This is a genomic window from Pseudomonas svalbardensis, from assembly GCF_030053115.1.
In the GTDB taxonomy this organism is placed as follows: Bacteria; Pseudomonadota; Gammaproteobacteria; order Pseudomonadales; family Pseudomonadaceae; genus Aquipseudomonas; species Aquipseudomonas svalbardensis.
Genome location: NZ_CP125619.1, coordinates 5572570 through 5590070, shown reverse-complemented (window position 1 = coordinate 5590070; position 17501 = coordinate 5572570). Strand labels below are relative to the sequence as shown.

The window sequence follows — 17501 nt, the reverse complement described above, 5'->3', positions numbered from 1 at the left end:
GCTGTTAATGCCTCGGTTTCTTCTCGATCCGCATCGACTTGGCCTTGGCTTCCACAATCAAGTACATCACCAGGGTAATCAGTAGCGGCAAGATGAAATAAATCGCCCGATAGGCCAGCAATCCGGCCACCAGGCTGCCTCGGGACGCTTCATGTTGCAGCAGCGCCACGAACACCGCTTCAAGCACGCCAAGCCCGGCAGGAATGTGCGTGATGACGCCGGCAATCGCGCTGATCAGCAACACCCCGAGCACCAGCGGGTAATCCAGCTTGCTCGGCAGCAAGGTGAAAATCACTGCCGCCATCAGCGACCAGTTCAGCGCCCCGAGGGCCAGTTGCAGTACCGCCATGCGCAGGGACGGCAGGTTGATTTCCACCCCGCGTATCGCCCACTCCCGTCGCTTGGAAAATTGACACGCTGCCAGGTACCCCGCACCCACCAGCAGCAACAACACGCCCACACCTTGCAACGCACCCGTGCTCAGCTTCCAGCCTGGCGGCATTCGCACCAGCCCGCTGCTGAACACCGCACCGGCAATCACCATGTAACCGAACCAGTTGGTCGCGAGGCTCAACCCGAGAATTTTCGCGATGTTGCCCTTGCTCACCCCGAGTCGCGAATACAGCCGATAACGCATGGCAATACCGCCGACCCAAGCGCTCAGATTGAGGTTGAAGGCATAGCTGATAATCCCCACCGGCAGGATCTGCTTCCACGTCAGGTCCTGGCGAATGTAGGTACGGCCGATCAGGTCGAAGCAGGCGTAAACCAGAAAACTCACCAAGGTCAGACCAGACGCGATGATCAGCGTGCGCACCTTGAAATCTGCGAGGTTGTCGAACACTTCATCCCATTCAATGCGCTGGGCAAGCATCGTGAACAGCACGATCAGCGCCAGGAAAAACAGCATTGTCAGCGGCCGTTTCCAGCGGCTCCAGCGGGATTTGGTCGGGGTGTCGGCGTGGGGCACCGGTTGTGTATCAGAGTGGCTCATCAGGTGTCACTCCCGGCGGAATGGGAAAAAGGTTTCAGGCGCGGTTTATGCGCCGGCAGCCAACCGGCCCATGCCGGGAAGTGCCGCAGAAAGTGAAACACCAGAAAGCCGACGGTCATGTGCCAGACCCGCCCGCGCGGGGACTTGTCTGCGGACATGACCTTGCAATGGTTGTTACTCAGGTCTTCGAGGCGCTTGAACAGGTCGCGGTTGAAGGCGCGATCGCGGATCAACACATTGGCTTCCAGGTTCAAGGACAGGCTCAACGGGTCGAGGTTACTCGAACCGACCGTGCTCCAATCCTCATCCACCAGCGCGACTTTGCCGTGCAGCGGACGGTCGCAATATTCGTAAATCTGCACGCCGGATTTGAGCAAGTAGTCATAGGTCATGCGCGCGGCAAGTTTGGCCACCAGCATATCGGGCTGACCTTGCAGGATCAGCCGCACATCAACGCCACGGCGCGCCGCGTCGCGGATCTCGCGCAGCAGGCGATAGCCCGGAAAGAAGTAGGCGTTGGCGATCACGACTCGGCGCTGGGCACTGCGCAGCACCTGTCGGTAAACCTCTTCGATGTCGGTCGGATGTTCGCCGTTGTCGCGGTGCACCAGGCGAACCTGGCCGTCATGATCGGTGAACGCCAGTTCCGAGCGCCGTTGCCTGCGGCGTTGCCACCAGTATTTGGCGCGAGCCGGGCGACCGCTTTGCAGCAAGGCGAAGTGATGGATATCGGCCACCGCCGGGCCTTGTACTTCCACGGAATAATCCTGCTTGGCCTCAGGGCCGAAGTCAGCCAAATGGTCGGCCGAAAAGTTGATGCCGCCGATGAACGCAATCGTGCCATCGACCACCACGATCTTGCGGTGCAGGCGGCGGAACCAGTTGGTGCGGATGCCCAGATGTTTGGGCGCCGGGTCGAAAATCTGGATGCGCACGCCGGCCTCGCTCAGGGCGGTGAGGTATCCCGTGCTCAGTTCACCGCAGCCAAAGCCATCGAGACTGGCGCTGATCCGCACGCCGCGTTGAGCGGCGGCGATCAGTACTTCCTGCAGCTCGTTACCGACCTTGTCCTCGAACACAATGAAGGTTTCCAGCAGGATTTCAGTCTTCGCCTGACGCATGGCCTCGAACACCCGAGGGAAATACGCTTCGCCGTTTTCCAGCAGCTCTACGCGGTTGTTGCCTTGCCAGCCATATTCGACGTCGACCACGCCCGGTTCACGGATCGGCGGGGTTGTGGATAAGTGCTCCACATTGGTTTTATCCATCGATGGGCTGCTCATAGCTCGATCTCCACCGATAGCGGTGCATGGTCGGAAAGGTGTGACCAGGGCCGCGCGGCCAGCACTTGCGGATGACTGGCCTTGAGGTTGCGCACGTAGATGCGGTCAAGACGCAACGCTGGCAATCGCGCTGGAAAACTGCGCGCTGGTTTGCCGTGCAGTTCAGCGAAAACTTCCCGTAAACCGCAGGGTGTGAGCAGTGCATCGGCACGCTGGCGCCAGTCGTTGAAGTCACCGGCAACGATCACCGGGGCATCGCGCGGCAGTTCTTCGAGGCGCTGGGCCAGCAACTTGAGTTGTTCAGTCCGGTGGGTTTCGCGAATACCCAGATGCACGCAAATGGCATGCACTTCCCGGCCGTCACCGGGCAGGCGCAGCACGCAATGCAAGATGCCGCGGTTCTCGTGACCGTTGATGGAGACGTCGAGGTTGTCGTGGCGAATGATCTGGAATTTCGACAGCAGCGCATTGCCGTGATCGCCTGCCGGATAGACCGCGTTGCGTCCATAGGCGAACTGCGGCCACAGGGTGTCGGCGAGGAATTCGTATTGCGGCATCGCCGGCCAGTTGTTGTAGCGCTGGGGGTGATGCTCGTGGGTGCCGTGGACTTCCTGCAAAAACACCACGTCGGCGGACACGCTGCGCACCGCTTCGCGCAATTCCGGCAGGATGAAACGCCGGTTGAGCGCGGTGAACCCCTTGTGCGTGTTGACCGTCAGCACCGTAAAGCGGCGCACGGAGGTGATGATGGTTTGCTGTTCGTCGGTGGTGCCGACCGGTTCGGAAATGCTCATGACAGCACTCCTTCGGCGGCCAGTTCACCGGGACGGGTGGCGAGGTCTTTATCCAGATTAAAGCGCTCCAGCAAGCGTCGGGCATCGAAGGGCGCGCGGACTTTGATGTCGTTGTCGAAGTAGCAAAACACCTCACGGGACTTGCGCGCCTTGGGCTTTTGCCGGGGTGCGATCAGCTGCGGGTCGGGCGGTTGCTGGCCGTGATGCCAAGCCTCGATCCGGTCACCCCAGCGTTTCAGCGCCTCGGGGGTGTAACCGCTGGCATAAAGTTCTTCGGCACCGTGCAGGCGCAGGTAAACGAAGTCGCTGGTGAGGTCTTCGCGGTACGGCCATTTACCGGCAGTGTCGGCGATGACGAGTGCCGCGTTATAGCGTTTGAGCAGGCGAATGAAGGCGGGGTCGACGAAGCTCTCGTTTCTGATTTCTACGGCATGGCGCAAAGGCTTTTTCCCGTAGGCCTTCATGCTGGCGTGACCGTTCACGTGCGAATCATGCTGGCGGGCGAGGGCGGCGGCCTCTTCGGTGTTGTGCGGCAACTGCTCCAGAAAGGTTTCGAACAGCTCGGCTTCGAATTTGAAGTTTGGCGGAAATTGCCAGAGGATCGGACCGAGTTTTTCTTTAAGTTCCAGCACCCCGGACGCAAAGAAATTCGCCAAGGGTTTATGGACGTCCCGCAGTCGCCTGATGTGGGTGATGAAACGCGGCGCCTTGATGCTGAAAACGAAGCCCCTCGGGGTTTCGGCGTACCACTGGGCATAACGTTCGGGCCGTTGCAGGGCGTAAAACGATCCATTGATTTCGATGCTGTTGACCGCCCGTGAGGCGAATTGCAATTCGCGCTTGTGGGTCAGCCCCTTTGGGTAGAAATCCCCCCGCCAGGGCGTGTAGCGCCAGCCTGAAATACCGATGTGGATCGCCGCCATGTCGCCTCCCGTCTAATGGTTCTCGGACTGCCCTGTCTTTTGATGACTGCGGGGCGGGCGAGAAAGTTTCGACGGGACTACGGATGGTTAAAGTCTCTATTAGTGTCCGGCGATCTCTCGGGCCATGCCTAACACGATGGCGATGGCGGTTATGCGGAAAAATAGAGGGATGGGCATTTGATATTTGCGTGTAGATCAAATATCGAATGGGTTAAAGGTTTTTCAACTGCAACGCAGACCCTGTAATTGCAGCTGGCGAAGCCTGCGTCCGGCTGCGCAGCAGTCGTAAAGTCAGACACTGCGGTGTGTCAGATTCACCGTGCACTCAGGGTTCACGACTGCTGCGCAGCCGGACGCAGGCTTCGCCAGCTGCTACACGGATTGCGTTATGGCCGCATTAGCTGGTTATCTCACGGCCAAAACCGAACTTGCCTACAATTCCCCGATCAGTTCCTTACAGACCCTTTTGCCGGAGCACCGCGTTTGTTCAAGTTCAAGACCGCGATACTACTGGGGGCATTGCTGATTTTCGGCAGCAACGAGCTGGAGGCTGCCGCACTGCCGGGTGTGCCGGCCACCGCCGCGACACCACTGGCACACCCCGAACCGCTGGTACAGGGTGGTTTGCTGGGTGCCATCAGTTCGAGCATTGAGGAAGTCCAGGGAAAACTCGATCTCAACGAGGACCTGCTGGACGCCTGGCGTCTGCGTGCAGACCGGGCAGCGGTTGAGGTGGATAAACTGGTCAATCATCCATCGGCCCGTTCAAGCTGGAGCGTGGCGGGGGATTTCCTGCTGTTGTCCGGTGTGTGGATTGGCGTCTTTGCGCTGCTCTGGTTGCTGGGAGGGCTGCTCACCAAACGTCTGTGCCAGAACCGCCTGCTGCTCACTCGCGAGCGCGGTCAGGCCTTACTGGGTTATGTGTTGCCCTACACGGTTCCGGCGCTGATCAGCCTGCCCCTGACGCTCTATGTCAGCCACTTCTTGCAAGTGTCCGCCGGCCGGGCGCTGGCATTGTGTTTCGCTTATGCCACCAGCAGCGGCATTTTCGCCGCGTCGTTGCTGTTGTCGCTGCTGGTGCTGTTCAACGCCGGTCATAAGCGCCGGGCGGTGCAGATTATTCGTCAGCACAGCCCACGACCGCTCTTTTTGATGGGCTTTCTCGTGGCCCTGAGCGACGGCTTGACCAGTCCGCAGATCGCCCGCCTGCTCGGCGGCAATCTCACCAGCAGTGTCGCGGTGTTCACCGGGGTGGCGGCCTCGATCACCTTTGGTTTTTTGGTGATCAAAATGCGCCGTCCGGTCGCCCATCTGATCCGCATTTTGCCGTTGGCCCAGCGCCTCACTCAACCGGCCGTGCGTGAAATGTTGCGGATCTTTTCCGGGCTCTGGTACTGGCCGATTCTGTTGATGGTGCTGGTGTCGGTGATCAACCTGATCGGCATTGGCGACGACAACCAGAAAGTGCTGCGCTGTGCGCTGTTTACTACGGTGTTGCTGATTGCGACGGTGTTTCTCAGCACGTCGCTGCATCACCTGTTCAAGTCGCGCAGTGACGTGGCCGCGCGTCGCAGCAGTGCCTACAAAGAACGCTTTCTCAGCCTTTCGCACGCGTTGCTGCGGATCGCCCTGGCGATTGTGTTCATTGATGTCCTGGGGCGCATCTGGGGCGTGTCGCTGTTCGAGTTTGCGGTGAGCAATTCGGTCGGCCGGGCGATCAGCGATTCCCTGAGTCGAATCGGTTTGATTTTCCTGGTGACCTGGATGGGCTGGGTGGTGTTGGACACAGCGATTCAGGAAGCCCTGAAGCCACCCGTTAACAAACGCTCGGCGCGCCAACCCAGTACCCGAACCAAAACCATCCTGCCGCTGCTGCGCAACGCGATCAAAATCATCCTGGTGGTGATCTGCGCCATCACCACCATGGCCAACCTGGGAATCAACGTTGCACCCTTTTTGGCCGGTGCCGGTGTCGTGGGGCTGGCCATCGGTTTCGGTTCCCAGCAACTGGTGCAGGACGTGATCACCGGGTTGTTCATCATCATCGAAGACACGTTGTCGATTGGCGATTGGGTGGTGCTCGACTCTGGCCACGCCGGCACCGTCGAAGGCCTGACCATCCGCACCTTGCGCCTGCGCGACGGCAAGGGGTTTGTGCACTCGGTGCCGTTCGGTCAGATCAAGGCCGTGACCAATCAATCGCGGCAATTCGCCTATGCTTTTTTCTCGGTGCAGTTCACCTACGACACCGATGTCGACAAGGCTATCGAGTTGATCCGCGAGGCCGGCGATTCCATCCGCGAAGATGCGTTCCTCAAGTACAACCTGCAAGGGCCGCTGGATGTGTTTGGTGTCGACAAGATGGACCTCAACGGCGTGGTGCTGACGGCACAGTTCCGCACGGTGTCGGGCGGGCAATACGCAGTGAGTCGGGCGTTCAACCAGCGTTTGAAAAAACTTGTGGATAACAGCCCGTGGGTGCATTTCGCGCAGACTTATCCACAGCAGGTCTTGATGCCCCGGCAGGCTGTTGAGCCGCCGCAAAGCGATGGGATTGCATCGGAGCATTCATCGGTGTTCCTGCCGGATCAGCCGCGTACCCAATGATTTTGGTGCGCTTACTGGCCTCTTCGCGAGCAGGTCGAATCGTCGCACCGTCGCTCCCACAGGGGAAGGCGATCAAATGTGGGAGCGAGCCTGCTCGCGAAGGGGCCGTTGCCGACAACATCAATGCCGGATCAGTTTGTTGTGCAGCTCGGTAGTCGATTGCTGATCCAGCTCCAGCCAGAAAATCTGCTTGCCCGCGATCTCGGCAGCGGCGGGTAATCCATCGCGATACACCAATCGATTACTCGCTAATGCCGGCACCTTCGCGCCAGGTAAAAGCGTCCCGGCGAGGTTTAGCGGATCAACCCCGCACACGGCAATCAAACTTCCGTCATGCGGCCGTCGCCGCACCTCGCGCAGTAATGGAATGGCCTCGGGCAACGCAAACTGTTCACCGGCCAAGCCACTGACAAACCGCCCGCCGCGAATCTCGCCTCGAGCTTCCAGCCGATGGAAAGTGCGCAGCAATTCCCGCCAGCTCGGCAGCCAATCCGCTTCACGTTCCAGCAGGCGCCAAAACACCACGCCGTAGCGCCGGAGCAAGGTCATGGCAATGTGTTCCAGAGTGTCGCTCGGCGTGGGTGCCGGGCGCTTGTTTTCCACAACCGGCGCAGGCGCCCCGCGCCGCAACAGCGCCCAGCGTCCCGCATCGTCCATCCCGCCGACAAACGCTCCGCGCCCGCGTCGGCTGCTGCGATTCTGTCGCTTGCTGGCCGGGGTGATCAGCGCCCGCAGGCCAGCGAAACTGTCGGCATTCACCAACCCGGCGCCGACCAATTCCTGCAAGGCGATTTCCAGTTCCGAGCGCAGCAGGTGGGCTTCGTGAGTCAGCTCATCGAAAAACAGTGCGCCGTGCTGGCTGAGTGCTTCATAAACTTTTTGCGTCTTGGGCGATAGTTCGCTGATGGGCGTCTGTTCGGTCAACCCGCTCCAAAACCCGACCTGACTGCGCGGCAATAGCAGAATCGGCGTGCTGCGTAACGCCGTGCTGGCGCTCTTGTTGCGTGCGGTCAGGCGAGTCCACACCAGTTTGCCGCTGCGACACAGGTCATCCAGCCAACTTGCTGAATAGTCTTTTATGCGCGCCGGCAAAATATCGCTGTCCCAGGCTGAAGCGGCGGCGGGGTAGCCTTCGAACTGACCGACTATCGCGGGCAATACTGCGCTGCCCTGGCCTTGGGCCGCGGCAGACAGATGCTGCCAGTCGAACAGGAAACGCATGAAATCCTGCAACGCCACGGGCTCGATTTCCCGCCGCAGACGCTTGACGGTGTAGCGGTGAATTCGCGCCAGCAGGTGCCGCTCGCACCATTCTTCCTCCGCCGTGCCGGGCGTGAATTGACCACGCAGCACATAGCCTTCGCGTTCCAGTTGCGCCAACGCCTGGGTGACTTGAGTCGCCGGTAAACCGAGCGGTTCGGCAATCGCGTTCAGCGGCAACGGACCGAACGCGCTGAGCCGCGCACGAATCACTTCGGGTACCGCTTCGTCCGCCGTCCAGACTTCATCGAACCCGGGCAACGCCTCCAACGGTGGCTGCAAAATCGCTTGTGGATAAATCGCCTGCAGGCAAGTCAGCCGCTCCAGTGCCAACCACAGCGCTTGCCCTGCTTTGACTGGCAGTCGGCTGGCGCGACCGCTGTCGGCCAGGGCGTTCAGCCAATCGAGCCAGTCTGGATTGGCCTGGGCCTCGGCGTCGGTGATGCACGCGAGGCTCATCAACGCCTCATGCATTTCATCGACGCGAGTCGGCGTTGGCCAGGCTTCCTCGCGCACGGCTTGAATCGCGTCCGCATCCAGCGCGCCGAGGTCGTCGGTGGACTGCGGATCGCTCCAGCGACGGTTGAGCACCGCTTGGGTGCGGCGCTCTTCCAGCGGCGCATCGTCGAGAAAGGTGTAGGGGCGGGCACTGAGAATTTCCGCTGCCAGCGGCGAGGGCGCCGGCAGGTCGCGGCTGATCAAGCGGATGTCACCGCGCTCCATGCGCCGCAACAACGCCAGCCAGCCTTCGCTGTCCATGGCTTCGTGCAGGCAATCGTCGAGGGTTTGTTCCACCAGTGGATGGTCGGGAATTTCCCGTTCGCCAGCGAGGTTTTCCACGCAGGCAATCTGGTCGGGAAACACGCTGGCGAGCAGGTCTTCGCTTTTCATCCGCTGGATCTGCGGCGGGACTTTGCGTCCGCCACTGTAGCGCGGCAGCGCCAGAGCGACCCCGGCATTCCAGCGCCAGCGCACACCGAACAGCGGCGCATCGAGCACGGCTTGAATCAGGGTGTGCTCGGCGCTGTTGCTGTGCAAATAGCGCCAGACGTCATCGAGTTCAAAACTGTGGCTGGTGGACAGCGACAGGACGATGGCGTCTTCGCTGGCGGCAGCCTGCAATTCGAAGTTGAAGGTGCGGCAGAAACGCTTGCGCAGGGCTAAACCCCAGGCACGGTTGATGCGGCTGCCGAACGGCGTGTGGATGATCAATTGCGTGCCGCCGGACTCGTCGAAAAACCGCTCCATCAGCAGCGTGTCTTGTGACGGCAGGGCGCCGAGGGTCAGGCGCGCACGGGCCAGGTAATCGACCAATTGTTCGGCACTGGCCAGGTTCAGACCGAGGGTGTCGGTCAGCCAGTCGGTCGCAGGCTGCAAATGACCGGATGTGGCGTCGAGCAGCTCATCGAGTTGCGCTTGCAGGCGGGCCACGGCAAACGACAGTTCAGCACTGCGCCCCGGCGCTTCGCCGAGCCAGAATGGAATGGTCGGCGGTTGGCCCTGAGCGTCTTCGACCCGGACCTTGCCGGTTTCGACCCGCAGAATTCGGTAGGAGGTGTTGCCCAATTGAAAGACATCCCCGGCGATGCTTTCCACCGCAAAGTCTTCGTTGACGCTGCCGATGTTCAGCCCTTGGGGTTCGAGTAAAACGCTGTAGTCGGCGTTGTCCGGGATCGTCCCGCCGCTGGTCACGGCCGTCAGTTTGGCGCCCCGGCGACCACGCAGGGTGCGGGTCACGGCGTCGCGGTGCAGGTAAGCGCTGCGGATGCCCAGGCGACCGTTGTAGCCTTCGGCGAGCATCTGCAGCAGCGCTTGATAGTGTTTTTCGTCGAGTTCGCGGTAGGGCGAGGCGTTGCGGAACATCTCCAGCAGCGCCTGCTCTTGCCATTCCTGGCAACTGACCTCAGCGATGATCTGCTGGGCCAGCACGTCCAGCGGTGCCTTCGGAATTTGCAAAGTGTCGAGCTCGCCACGCCGCACGCAGTCGAGCAGGGCGGCGCATTCGATCAGGTCGTCGCGGGTGGTGGCGAACAAACGGCCCTTGGGCGTGCCGCCGACCTGGTGCCCGGAGCGGCCGACCCGTTGCAGGAACCCGGCAATCGAACGCGGCGAGGCAATCTGGCAGACCAGGTCGACATCGCCGATATCGATCCCCAGTTCCAGGGACGCTGTGGCAATCAGCACTTGCAGGTCGCCGCGCTTGAGGCGCTGTTCGGCGTCGAGACGAAACTCCTTGGCCAGACTGCCGTGATGGGCGGCCACCGCGTCCTTGCCGAGGCGTTCGCTCAAGTGACGGCTCAGGCGTTCGGCGAGGCGTCGGGTGTTGACGAAAATCAGCGTGGTGCGGTGTTCGCGGGCGAGGGCGGCGAGGCGGTCGTAGACCAGTTCCCAGATGTCGTTGGCCATCACCGCCGACAACGGCACGGGCGGCACTTCGATGTCCAGATCCCGCGGGCGGGCGTGGCCGATGTCGATGATTTCGCACGCGCGATCACGGCCAACCAGAAACTGCGAGACGGCTTCGATGGGTTTTTGCGTGGCAGACAGGCCGATCCGCATCAGCGGTTCTGGACACAACGCTTGCAGTCGCTCGAGGCTAAGGGCCAGATGGCTGCCGCGCTTGCTGGCGGCGATCGCGTGAATTTCGTCGACGATCACCGTGCGGGCGGTACTGAGCATTTGTCGGCCGGAGTCGGAGCCGAGCAGCACGTAAAGGGATTCCGGGGTGGTCACCAGAATATGCGGCGCGGTCTTGCGCATCGCCGAGCGGTCTTTTTGCGGTGTATCGCCGGTGCGCACGGCGGTGTTGATCTGCAATTGCGGCAGGCCCATCTCGCGTAGCTGCTCGGTGATGCCGGCCAGCGGGTCTTGCAGGTTGATTTGTATGTCGTTGGATAAGGCTTTAAGAGGTGAGACGTAGACCACCAGGGTTTCATCCGGCAGATGGCCGCCGTTGGCCATTGCGCGGTGGACCAGGTCGTCGATGACCGCGAGGAACGCGGTGAGGGTCTTGCCAGAGCCCGTGGGTGCGGCGACCAGGGTCGAACGGTGCTGGCGGATCAACGGCCACGCCCGGGCCTGGGCGGCGGTGACCGTCGGGAAGGTGCTGCTGAACCAGGCGCTGACGGCGGGGTGGAAGCCTGCCAGGGCGCTGTCCGTCGGGATTGGCAGATTCATGTAGCAATTTATGCGGGCGGGGGGCTGAAGATGCAAGTACCGCTCAAGACCTTCGCCGATCCATATGGCCCCTTCGCGAGCAGGCTCGCTCCCACAGGGGATTTGTGTGCGCCCTGGATCTAATGTGGGAGCGAGCCTGCTCGCGAAGGGGCCGGAACAGGCGCCGCCGTTCTCAGGTATCTACACTTTACGGATGACGGTTGCGCACTAAACCCGCAAAATGCAACGATTCCGGCAACTATCGACGGCATCGCCCGCGAGCGGTGTCGATAAAGCCATTGTTTCAATCAGACTGGGCCTGCTGACTCTATGCGAATGCGCCTTATGTTACTGGGCGGCGGAAATGCCCTTGGGCAGGCGCTGATTCGCCTCGGTGCGGAGGAAGATATCGGCTTCCTCGCCCCCCGCCCACCGCAAGACGGCTGGGACGCCGCGACCCTGACGCAACTGCTCGACGACACCCGTCCGGACGCGTTGATCAACCTCGCCTATTACTTCGACTGGTTTCAGGCGGAGACGGTCAGCGAACAGCGTCTGGCCGGGCAGGAGCGGGCGATCGAGCGTCTGGCCGAACTGTGCCAGCATCACAACATCGTGCTGTTGCAACCGTCGAGCTATCGCGTGTTCGATGGTTCCCGGGCGACGGCCTACAGCGAAAAAGACGAACCGGTGCCCTTGGGCCTGCGCGGTCAGGCCTTGTGGCGGATCGAACAAAGCGTCCGTGCCACCTGCCCGCAACACGTGTTGCTGCGATTCGGCTGGCTGTTGGATGACAGCCCTGACGGCACCCTCGGGCGTTTCCTCGGTCGCGCCGAACTACCTGAAGAATTGCTGATGGCCGACGACCGTCGGGGCAATCCGACGCCGGTGGATGACGCCGCCCGGGTGATCATCTCGGTCCTCAAGCAACTCGATTGCTCGGCGCCGCTGTGGGGCACCTACCATTACGCCGGGCATGAGGCGACCACGCCGCTGGCACTTGGGCAGGCGATCCTCACCGAAGCACGCGCTCTGCATCCGCTGGCCATCGAAGCGCCGACCGCCCAGGCTCACGCCGCCCGGCCCGACGCCGCCGAAGAACCGCAACACGCGGTGCTGGCCTGCAAGAAAATTCTGCACACTTTCGGGATCAAGCCCCGCGCCTGGCGTGCGGCACTCCCGGGCTTACTGGATAGGTTTTATCGCCATGGCTGACAGCCCTGTTTTAATCACCGGCGGCGCCGGTTTCATTGGCTCGCACCTCACCGATGCCTTACTCGCCACGGGCCATTCGGTGCGCATTCTCGATGACCTCTCCACCGGCAAGCGCAGCAATTTGCCGCTGGACAATCCTGGCGTCGAACTGATCGTGGGCGATGTCGCCGATGCCGCGCTGGTAGCACGGGCGATGGTCGGATGCAGCGCTGTGGCACACCTGGCCGCAGTGGCGTCGGTGCAGGCGTCGGTGGATGATCCGGTGAAGACTCACCAGAGCAATTTCATTGGCTCGCTGAATGTCTGCGAAGCCATGCGCCAGTCCGGCGTCAAGCGGGTGCTGTACGCGTCCAGCGCAGCGGTCTACGGCAACAATGGCGAAGGCGAGTCGATCGACGAAGACACGCCCAAGGCACCGTTGACGCCCTACGCTTCGGACAAATTGGCGAGCGAGCAGTACTTTGATTTTTACCGTCGCCAGCATGGTCTGGAGCCGGTGATTTTCCGCTTCTTCAACATCTTCGGCCCGCGCCAGGATCCGTCCTCGCCGTATTCTGGGGTGATCAGCATTTTCAGCGAGCGCGCGCAGAAGGGCCTGCCGATCACTGTGTTCGGCGATGGTGAGCAGACTCGCGATTTCGTCTACGTCGAAGACCTGGTCGACTTGTTGGTGCAAGCCATCGAGAAACCGCAGGTCGAAGTCGGCGCGGTCAACGTCGGCTGGAACCAGGCCACGACCCTCAAGCAAATGCTTGAAGCCCTTGAAACGGTGGTCGGTCAATTGCCGCCGGTGAGCTATGGCCCGGCACGCTCCGGTGACATCCGTCACTCACGAGCGAACAATCAGCGTTTGCTGGAGCGCTTTACCTATCCTGAGCAGACACCGATGCGTGTCGGCCTTGCGCGGTTGTTGGGGCGCTGAGGTTTCCGCAGTCATGAAAAAGGCGCCTTTCGAGGCTAATGCCAGTCAGTTAAGGAACGACACAATCCGTAGCAGCTGGCGAAGCCTGCGTTCGGCTGCGCAGCAGTCGTAAACCTGAGTTTGCGGTCTTCCTGAAACACCGCATCGTCTGATTTCACGACTGCTGCGCAGCCGAACGCAGGCTTCGCCAGCTGCTACGGATCGCGTTTTGGCTTAACTGACTGGCATTAGCCTTTCGAGGCGCCTTTTTTTGTGTGGCGGGTTTAGAACTTGTAACCCAGGCCAACCATGTAGATGAACGGGTCTACGTCCACATCGACCTTGGCGCGAGTGCCCTGCGCCACTGCGTTATTTTGTACTGTCGCGGTGGTGTCGATGTCGATGTAGCGTACCTGGGCGTTGATCATGATGTTGTCGGTAATCATGTAGTCGGCGCCGACTTGGAACGCCATGCCCCAGGAGTTATCCGCCTTGAAGTTGCTGAAGCCGTTGGCGCTGGCTTCGCTGCCGACGTGCTCGTCGTAGATCCAGGTGTAGTTGATACCGGCGCCGACATACGGCTGAAATGCGGACTTCCCGTCCAGTGGGTAATACACAATGCTCAACGTCGGTGGCAGGTGTTTCAGCGTACCGAGTTTGCCGTTGGCCGCGCCCAGGGCGGTGCCTTTGAGCTTCACGTCATGCTCGAACGGCGAGGCCGCCAGCAGCTCGATCCCCCAGTGGCTGTTGAGCATGTAAGCGAAGTTCAGACCCAATTGCGTGTCGCTGCTCATGGTGGCCTTGCCACCCAGATCGGCACCTTTCAGCGGGCCTTGATCAACCTTGACGCTGGAGCTGTCGGCTTTCGGGTTGACGGTGATTGCACCGGCGCGAACGATGATATCGCCGGCTTCGTGGGCGTAGGCTAACGGTGCTGCGAGCGCGAGGGCAAACAGCGAAGCGCTGAGCAAGGACTTGTGCATGGAGGGCTCCAAAGGACGTTAAAAATTTTTGATGTCCAATGGTACGGAGCCCTCTGATACGGTCTTTTGACTCAGCTCAATGAAACAGTGATGGGGACGTCATTCACTCCGGCAGCTCATACACATAAATCTTGCCAGCCTGCATCTGATACCCGGCATCCGCCAATTCGCTGCTGGATGCCTTGACCTGCAATGCCCCTTCGATCCAGTACGGCTGATACAACTCATCAAGCTTCACACCCACCTCGCTTTTGACGTGCACGATCTGGTTCGACGGCGGTGGCGGCACATGGATGCAGGCGCCGAAATAAGGCACCAACAGAAACTCCGTGGTGCGACCTTCTTCACTCACTTCCAGCGGCACGATGTAGCCCGGCAGCCGAATGTTCTGACCGTCGAGGCTTTTCACCACCGGTGCATTGGGCATGTCTTGCTTGGCCGCGGGTGCCGATTCGGCGGCCAACGCGTTGCCCATCTGCGACAGGTTGTGCAGCGGCGTCATGTTCGGCACTTCCGGCGCGGCGTCCGGCGGGATCATTTCCGACCAGGTCAGGTCTTTCGGCTCGGTCGCCCACAGGGGCAAGGCGACCAGCATCAACAGCGCAAGCACAGCGCGGGGCATGTTCAACGTCCTCATAAACGGATCGACAGGCCATCGGCCAAAGATTGGCGATACGCGCGCCAGGCCGGCACGCTGCCCATCAGCAGTGCGGCGATCAGGATGCCACCGAGCAGCGTCCATTCATATTCGCTCGGCCAGGCCAGCGGCAGATACAAGCCGTAATTCGCTTGCACATAACCTTGGGCCAAGGCGATGCCCACATACAAAAGACCCACCCCGGCAATCACGCCCGACAGCGCCAAGGCAAACGCCTCCAGCACCAGCAAGGTTGCGATGTGCCACGGGCGGGCACCCACCGAACGCAGAATCGCCATCTCCCGACGGCGTTCGTTGAGACTGGTGAGGATCGCCGTGAGCATGCCGATCAACCCGGTCAGCACCACGAACAGCGAGACCACGAACAAGGCTTTTTCCGCCGTGCTCATCAAACTCCACAGCTCTTGCAGCGCCACGCCCGGCAGGATCGCCAGCATCGGCTCCCCCCGAAACTCATTGATCTCACGCTGCAGCGCGAAGGTCGAAATCTTGCTGTTGAGGCCGAGCATGAACGCGGTGATCGCTTGCGGCGTCAGGTCCATGTTGCGTGCCTGGTCGGCACTGATCCGGCCGTTGCCGCGCGCTGGCACGCCGTTGTGCCAGTCGATGTGGATGGCTTCCATACCGCCGAGGCTGATATGCAACGTGCGGTCCACCGGGGTGCCGGTGCGTTTGAGAATGCCGACCACGGTGAACGGCTTGTCGTCGTGCTTGACCAGACTGATCACCGCCACGCCGTGGGCCAGCACCAGTTTCTCACCGAGTTTGTAGTGCAGCGCATCGGCCACTTCGGCGCCGAGTACCACTTCGAACGGGTCGGTGGCGAAGGCGCGGCCGTCGGCCAGTTCCAGGTGTTGCTGATGACCGTATTGATAGTGCTCGAAGTACGCCTCGGTGGTGCCCATCACGCGGTAACCGCGATGGGAGTCGCCGAGGGACATCGGGATCGCCCACTTCACTTTCGGGTTGTTGGCGAAGTGTTCGAAGCTGTCCCAACGGATGTTGTTGGTGGCGTTGCCAATGCGGAACACCGAGTACAGCAACAGGTTTACCGAGCCGGAACGTGCGCCGACGATCAGGTCGGTGCCGCTGATGGTGCTGGCGAAACTGGCCTTGGCTTCGGTGCGCACCCGTTCCACGGCCAACAGCAGGCAGACCGATAGGGCAATGGCGAACGCGGTGAGGATCGCGGTGAAGCGGCGGTTAGCCAGGCTGGCCATGGCTAGACGAAACAAATACATCTCAGACCTCGGACGGGTTGGCGGCGCGATTGAGATCGGCCAGCGACAGGTGGCGATCGAACAGCGGTGCCAGGCTCTGGTCATGGCTGACGAACAGCAGGCTCGATCCGGCTTCGCGGCATTCGGCGAACAGCAAGCGAATGAAATTCTCGCGAGCGTCGTAATCCAGGGCCGAAGTCGGTTCGTCGGCAATCACCAATTCAGGCTGACCGATCAACGCGCGCGCAGCGGCAACCCGTTGCTGCTGGCCGATGGACAGCGAATCGGCGCGACGACTGAGGATGCTTTCATCCTTCAGACCCAAGTGGGCGAGGAGGGTGGCCGCCGCCTGATCGACGCTGCCGTGGCGCTGGATCGCCCGTTCCGCGCGCAGTTTGGAAAAGTGGCAGGGCAGCTCAACGTTCTCGCGCACCGAGAGAAACGGCAGCAAGTTGAACTGCTGGAAGATGTAGCCGGTGTGATCGACCCGAAAGCGGTCGCGAGCGCCGGCCGAGAGTTCGGTCAGCTCCTGGCCCAGCAATCGGATGCTGCCGCGATCAGGCTTCTGCACACCGCCGAGCAGGCCGAGCAGGGTGGTCTTGCCGCTGCCGCTGGGACCTTTGAGGAACAGGGTTTCCCCAGGCTCCAGGCGAAACGCCGGGATATCCAGCAGCGGCGGATGACCGGGCCAGCTGAAGCCCAGGTCGGACAGTTCGATGAGTGCTTGGGTCATGTGAAACCGGTCAGGTAATAGGTGAGCCCTGTGGGAGCGGGCTTGCTCGCGAAAGCGGTCTAACGGTCAACAATTGTGTTGAATTTGACGGCCCCTTCGCGAGCAAGTCGAATCGTCGCACCGCCGCTCCCACATTGGTACCGCGGTGAATTTAGAACTTGAGGGCGGCAGCCTTGGCCGTCACTTCAACCCCTTGCTGCCCGCTCGGGCTGATCAGTTGTACCTGAATCTTCTGGGTCGCCGGGAAGGTGTTGAAGATGTTCGCCAGATCCAGGTTTTTCAGCGCGCCCGGTGCCGAGCAACTAAATTGGTAGTGAGCGTGGATTTCGCTGTGGTCGTGGTGGTGCTCCTCCTTGCCCGCTTCGTCGTGATCATCATCGGCATCCGGCTTGTCGCCGAACAACGGGCTTTCCAGTTCCTGAGTCGCGACCACGCAACCAGCGGCTTTCGGCAGGTTGAACAGCACCAGCGGTTTCTCTAGCTGCGCACGAACCGCGGCGACTTTGGCTTTGTCGGCGTCGGTGGTGGCGGCGTGTTCGAAACCCACCAGGTTCATCGCCGGGCTTTCCAGCTCCAGCTCCAGGGTCTGACCATCCAGCGCTGCGTTCAGGCGACCGACACCATGTTCGTGAGCGTCGAGGCTGCCGTGCTCATGATCATGTTCATCGGCAGCGTGGGCGACGGCCAGCGGCAACAGGGCAAACGGCAGAGCGAGAAGCAGACGGCGCATGGCGGGTCTCCGAAAAGTAAAATGAAGAGTTTGTTATGTAATCT

The 17501-nt window shown here is 61.1% G+C and carries 13 protein-coding genes; 3 read left to right on the top strand and 10 right to left on the bottom strand.

Translation table 11 applies throughout. From position 1 onward, the window contains the following. Window positions 1-4 precede the first annotated feature (4 nt). From QFX16_RS25840 to QFX16_RS25825, 4 genes are read right to left on the bottom strand one after another with little or no spacing between them, the layout of a single operon-like run. Window positions 5-994 carry a lysylphosphatidylglycerol synthase domain-containing protein gene (locus tag QFX16_RS25840; protein WP_283181847.1) on the bottom strand — a complete coding sequence of 330 codons (990 nt, stop codon included), beginning with the start codon at window positions 992-994 and terminating at the stop codon, window positions 5-7. Further along, the gene (gene clsB / locus QFX16_RS25835) at window positions 994-2277 is read right to left on the bottom strand and encodes a cardiolipin synthase ClsB (RefSeq protein ID WP_283181846.1); all 1284 of its coding nucleotides are present in this window, start codon (window positions 2275-2277) and stop codon (window positions 994-996) included. Before clsB ends, QFX16_RS25840 begins: the two co-directional genes overlap by 1 nt. Continuing rightward, on the bottom strand, window positions 2274-3071 hold the full coding sequence (locus QFX16_RS25830) for an endonuclease/exonuclease/phosphatase family protein (protein ID WP_283181845.1): 798 nt from the start codon (window positions 3069-3071) through the stop codon (window positions 2274-2276). The genes clsB and QFX16_RS25830 overlap by 4 nt, the downstream gene beginning before the upstream one ends. Further along, the gene (locus QFX16_RS25825) at window positions 3068-3994 is read right to left on the bottom strand and encodes a DUF72 domain-containing protein (protein ID WP_283181844.1); all 927 of its coding nucleotides are present in this window, start codon (window positions 3992-3994) and stop codon (window positions 3068-3070) included. The genes QFX16_RS25830 and QFX16_RS25825 overlap by 4 nt, the downstream gene beginning before the upstream one ends. A 483-nt stretch (window positions 3995-4477) precedes the next feature. Here QFX16_RS25825 and QFX16_RS25820 point away from each other — a divergent pair, with 483 nt between their 5' ends. Continuing rightward, window positions 4478-6601, top strand: a complete 2124-nt coding sequence (locus QFX16_RS25820) for a mechanosensitive ion channel family protein (protein ID WP_283181843.1) — start codon at window positions 4478-4480, stop codon at window positions 6599-6601. Between the two features lie 120 nt (window positions 6602-6721). On the opposite strand, the gene QFX16_RS25815 is transcribed toward QFX16_RS25820, so the two are convergent. Then, window positions 6722-11038 (bottom strand): DEAD/DEAH box helicase, encoded by a 4317-nt coding sequence (locus tag QFX16_RS25815; protein ID WP_283181842.1) that lies wholly within the window; start codon window positions 11036-11038, stop codon window positions 6722-6724. Window positions 11039-11347: 309 nt separating this feature from the next. On the opposite strand from QFX16_RS25815, the gene QFX16_RS25810 reads away from it, so the two are divergent. Then, the gene (locus QFX16_RS25810) at window positions 11348-12232 is read left to right on the top strand and encodes a sugar nucleotide-binding protein (RefSeq protein WP_046053235.1); all 885 of its coding nucleotides are present in this window, start codon (window positions 11348-11350) and stop codon (window positions 12230-12232) included. Next, window positions 12225-13154, top strand: coding sequence for a UDP-N-acetylglucosamine epimerase PgnE (pgnE, locus tag QFX16_RS25805; RefSeq protein ID WP_283181841.1), 930 nt, complete (start codon window positions 12225-12227; stop codon window positions 13152-13154). Before QFX16_RS25810 ends, pgnE begins: the two co-directional genes overlap by 8 nt. Window positions 13155-13417: 263 nt before the next feature. Here pgnE and QFX16_RS25800 read toward each other — a convergent pair whose 3' ends face one another. From QFX16_RS25800 to QFX16_RS25780, 5 genes are all read right to left on the bottom strand, one after another. Further along, window positions 13418-14116: an OmpW/AlkL family protein gene (locus tag QFX16_RS25800; protein WP_283181840.1), complete on the bottom strand. Its 699-nt coding sequence runs from the start codon at window positions 14114-14116 to the stop codon at window positions 13418-13420. A 103-nt stretch (window positions 14117-14219) separates the two neighbouring features. Further along, the gene (locus QFX16_RS25795) at window positions 14220-14738 is read right to left on the bottom strand and encodes a DUF3299 domain-containing protein (protein ID WP_283181839.1); all 519 of its coding nucleotides are present in this window, start codon (window positions 14736-14738) and stop codon (window positions 14220-14222) included. 11 nt (window positions 14739-14749) lie between these two features. Continuing rightward, the gene (locus QFX16_RS25790) at window positions 14750-16015 is read right to left on the bottom strand and encodes an ABC transporter permease (protein ID WP_283181838.1); all 1266 of its coding nucleotides are present in this window, start codon (window positions 16013-16015) and stop codon (window positions 14750-14752) included. A gap of 1 nt (window position 16016) precedes the next feature. Beyond that, window positions 16017-16727: an ABC transporter ATP-binding protein gene (locus QFX16_RS25785; RefSeq protein WP_283181837.1), complete on the bottom strand. Its 711-nt coding sequence runs from the start codon at window positions 16725-16727 to the stop codon at window positions 16017-16019. Window positions 16728-16878: 151 nt separating this feature from the next. Next, window positions 16879-17457, bottom strand: a complete 579-nt coding sequence (locus tag QFX16_RS25780; protein ID WP_283181836.1) for a DUF2796 domain-containing protein — start codon at window positions 17455-17457, stop codon at window positions 16879-16881. Window positions 17458-17501 lie beyond the last annotated feature (44 nt).

Bases quoted from the DNA above. Each gene is read 5' to 3' on its own strand.
- QFX16_RS25840 (WP_283181847.1), bottom strand. From the start codon at position 994: ATGAGCCACTCTGATACACAACCGGTGCCCCACGCCGACACCCCGACC.
- clsB (WP_283181846.1), bottom strand. From the start codon at position 2,277: ATGAGCAGCCCATCGATGGATAAAACCAATGTGGAGCACTTATCCACA.
- QFX16_RS25830 (WP_283181845.1), bottom strand. From the start codon at position 3,071: ATGAGCATTTCCGAACCGGTCGGCACCACCGACGAACAGCAAACCATC.
- QFX16_RS25825 (WP_283181844.1), bottom strand. From the start codon at position 3,994: ATGGCGGCGATCCACATCGGTATTTCAGGCTGGCGCTACACGCCCTGG.
- QFX16_RS25815 (WP_283181842.1), bottom strand. From the start codon at position 11,038: ATGAATCTGCCAATCCCGACGGACAGCGCCCTGGCAGGCTTCCACCCC.
- QFX16_RS25810 (WP_046053235.1), top strand. From the start codon at position 11,348: ATGCGAATGCGCCTTATGTTACTGGGCGGCGGAAATGCCCTTGGGCAG.
- pgnE (WP_283181841.1), top strand. From the start codon at position 12,225: ATGGCTGACAGCCCTGTTTTAATCACCGGCGGCGCCGGTTTCATTGGC.
- QFX16_RS25800 (WP_283181840.1), bottom strand. From the start codon at position 14,116: ATGCACAAGTCCTTGCTCAGCGCTTCGCTGTTTGCCCTCGCGCTCGCA.
- QFX16_RS25795 (WP_283181839.1), bottom strand. From the start codon at position 14,738: ATGCCCCGCGCTGTGCTTGCGCTGTTGATGCTGGTCGCCTTGCCCCTG.
- QFX16_RS25790 (WP_283181838.1), bottom strand. From the start codon at position 16,015: ATGTATTTGTTTCGTCTAGCCATGGCCAGCCTGGCTAACCGCCGCTTC.
- QFX16_RS25785 (WP_283181837.1), bottom strand. From the start codon at position 16,727: ATGACCCAAGCACTCATCGAACTGTCCGACCTGGGCTTCAGCTGGCCC.
- QFX16_RS25780 (WP_283181836.1), bottom strand. From the start codon at position 17,457: ATGCGCCGTCTGCTTCTCGCTCTGCCGTTTGCCCTGTTGCCGCTGGCC.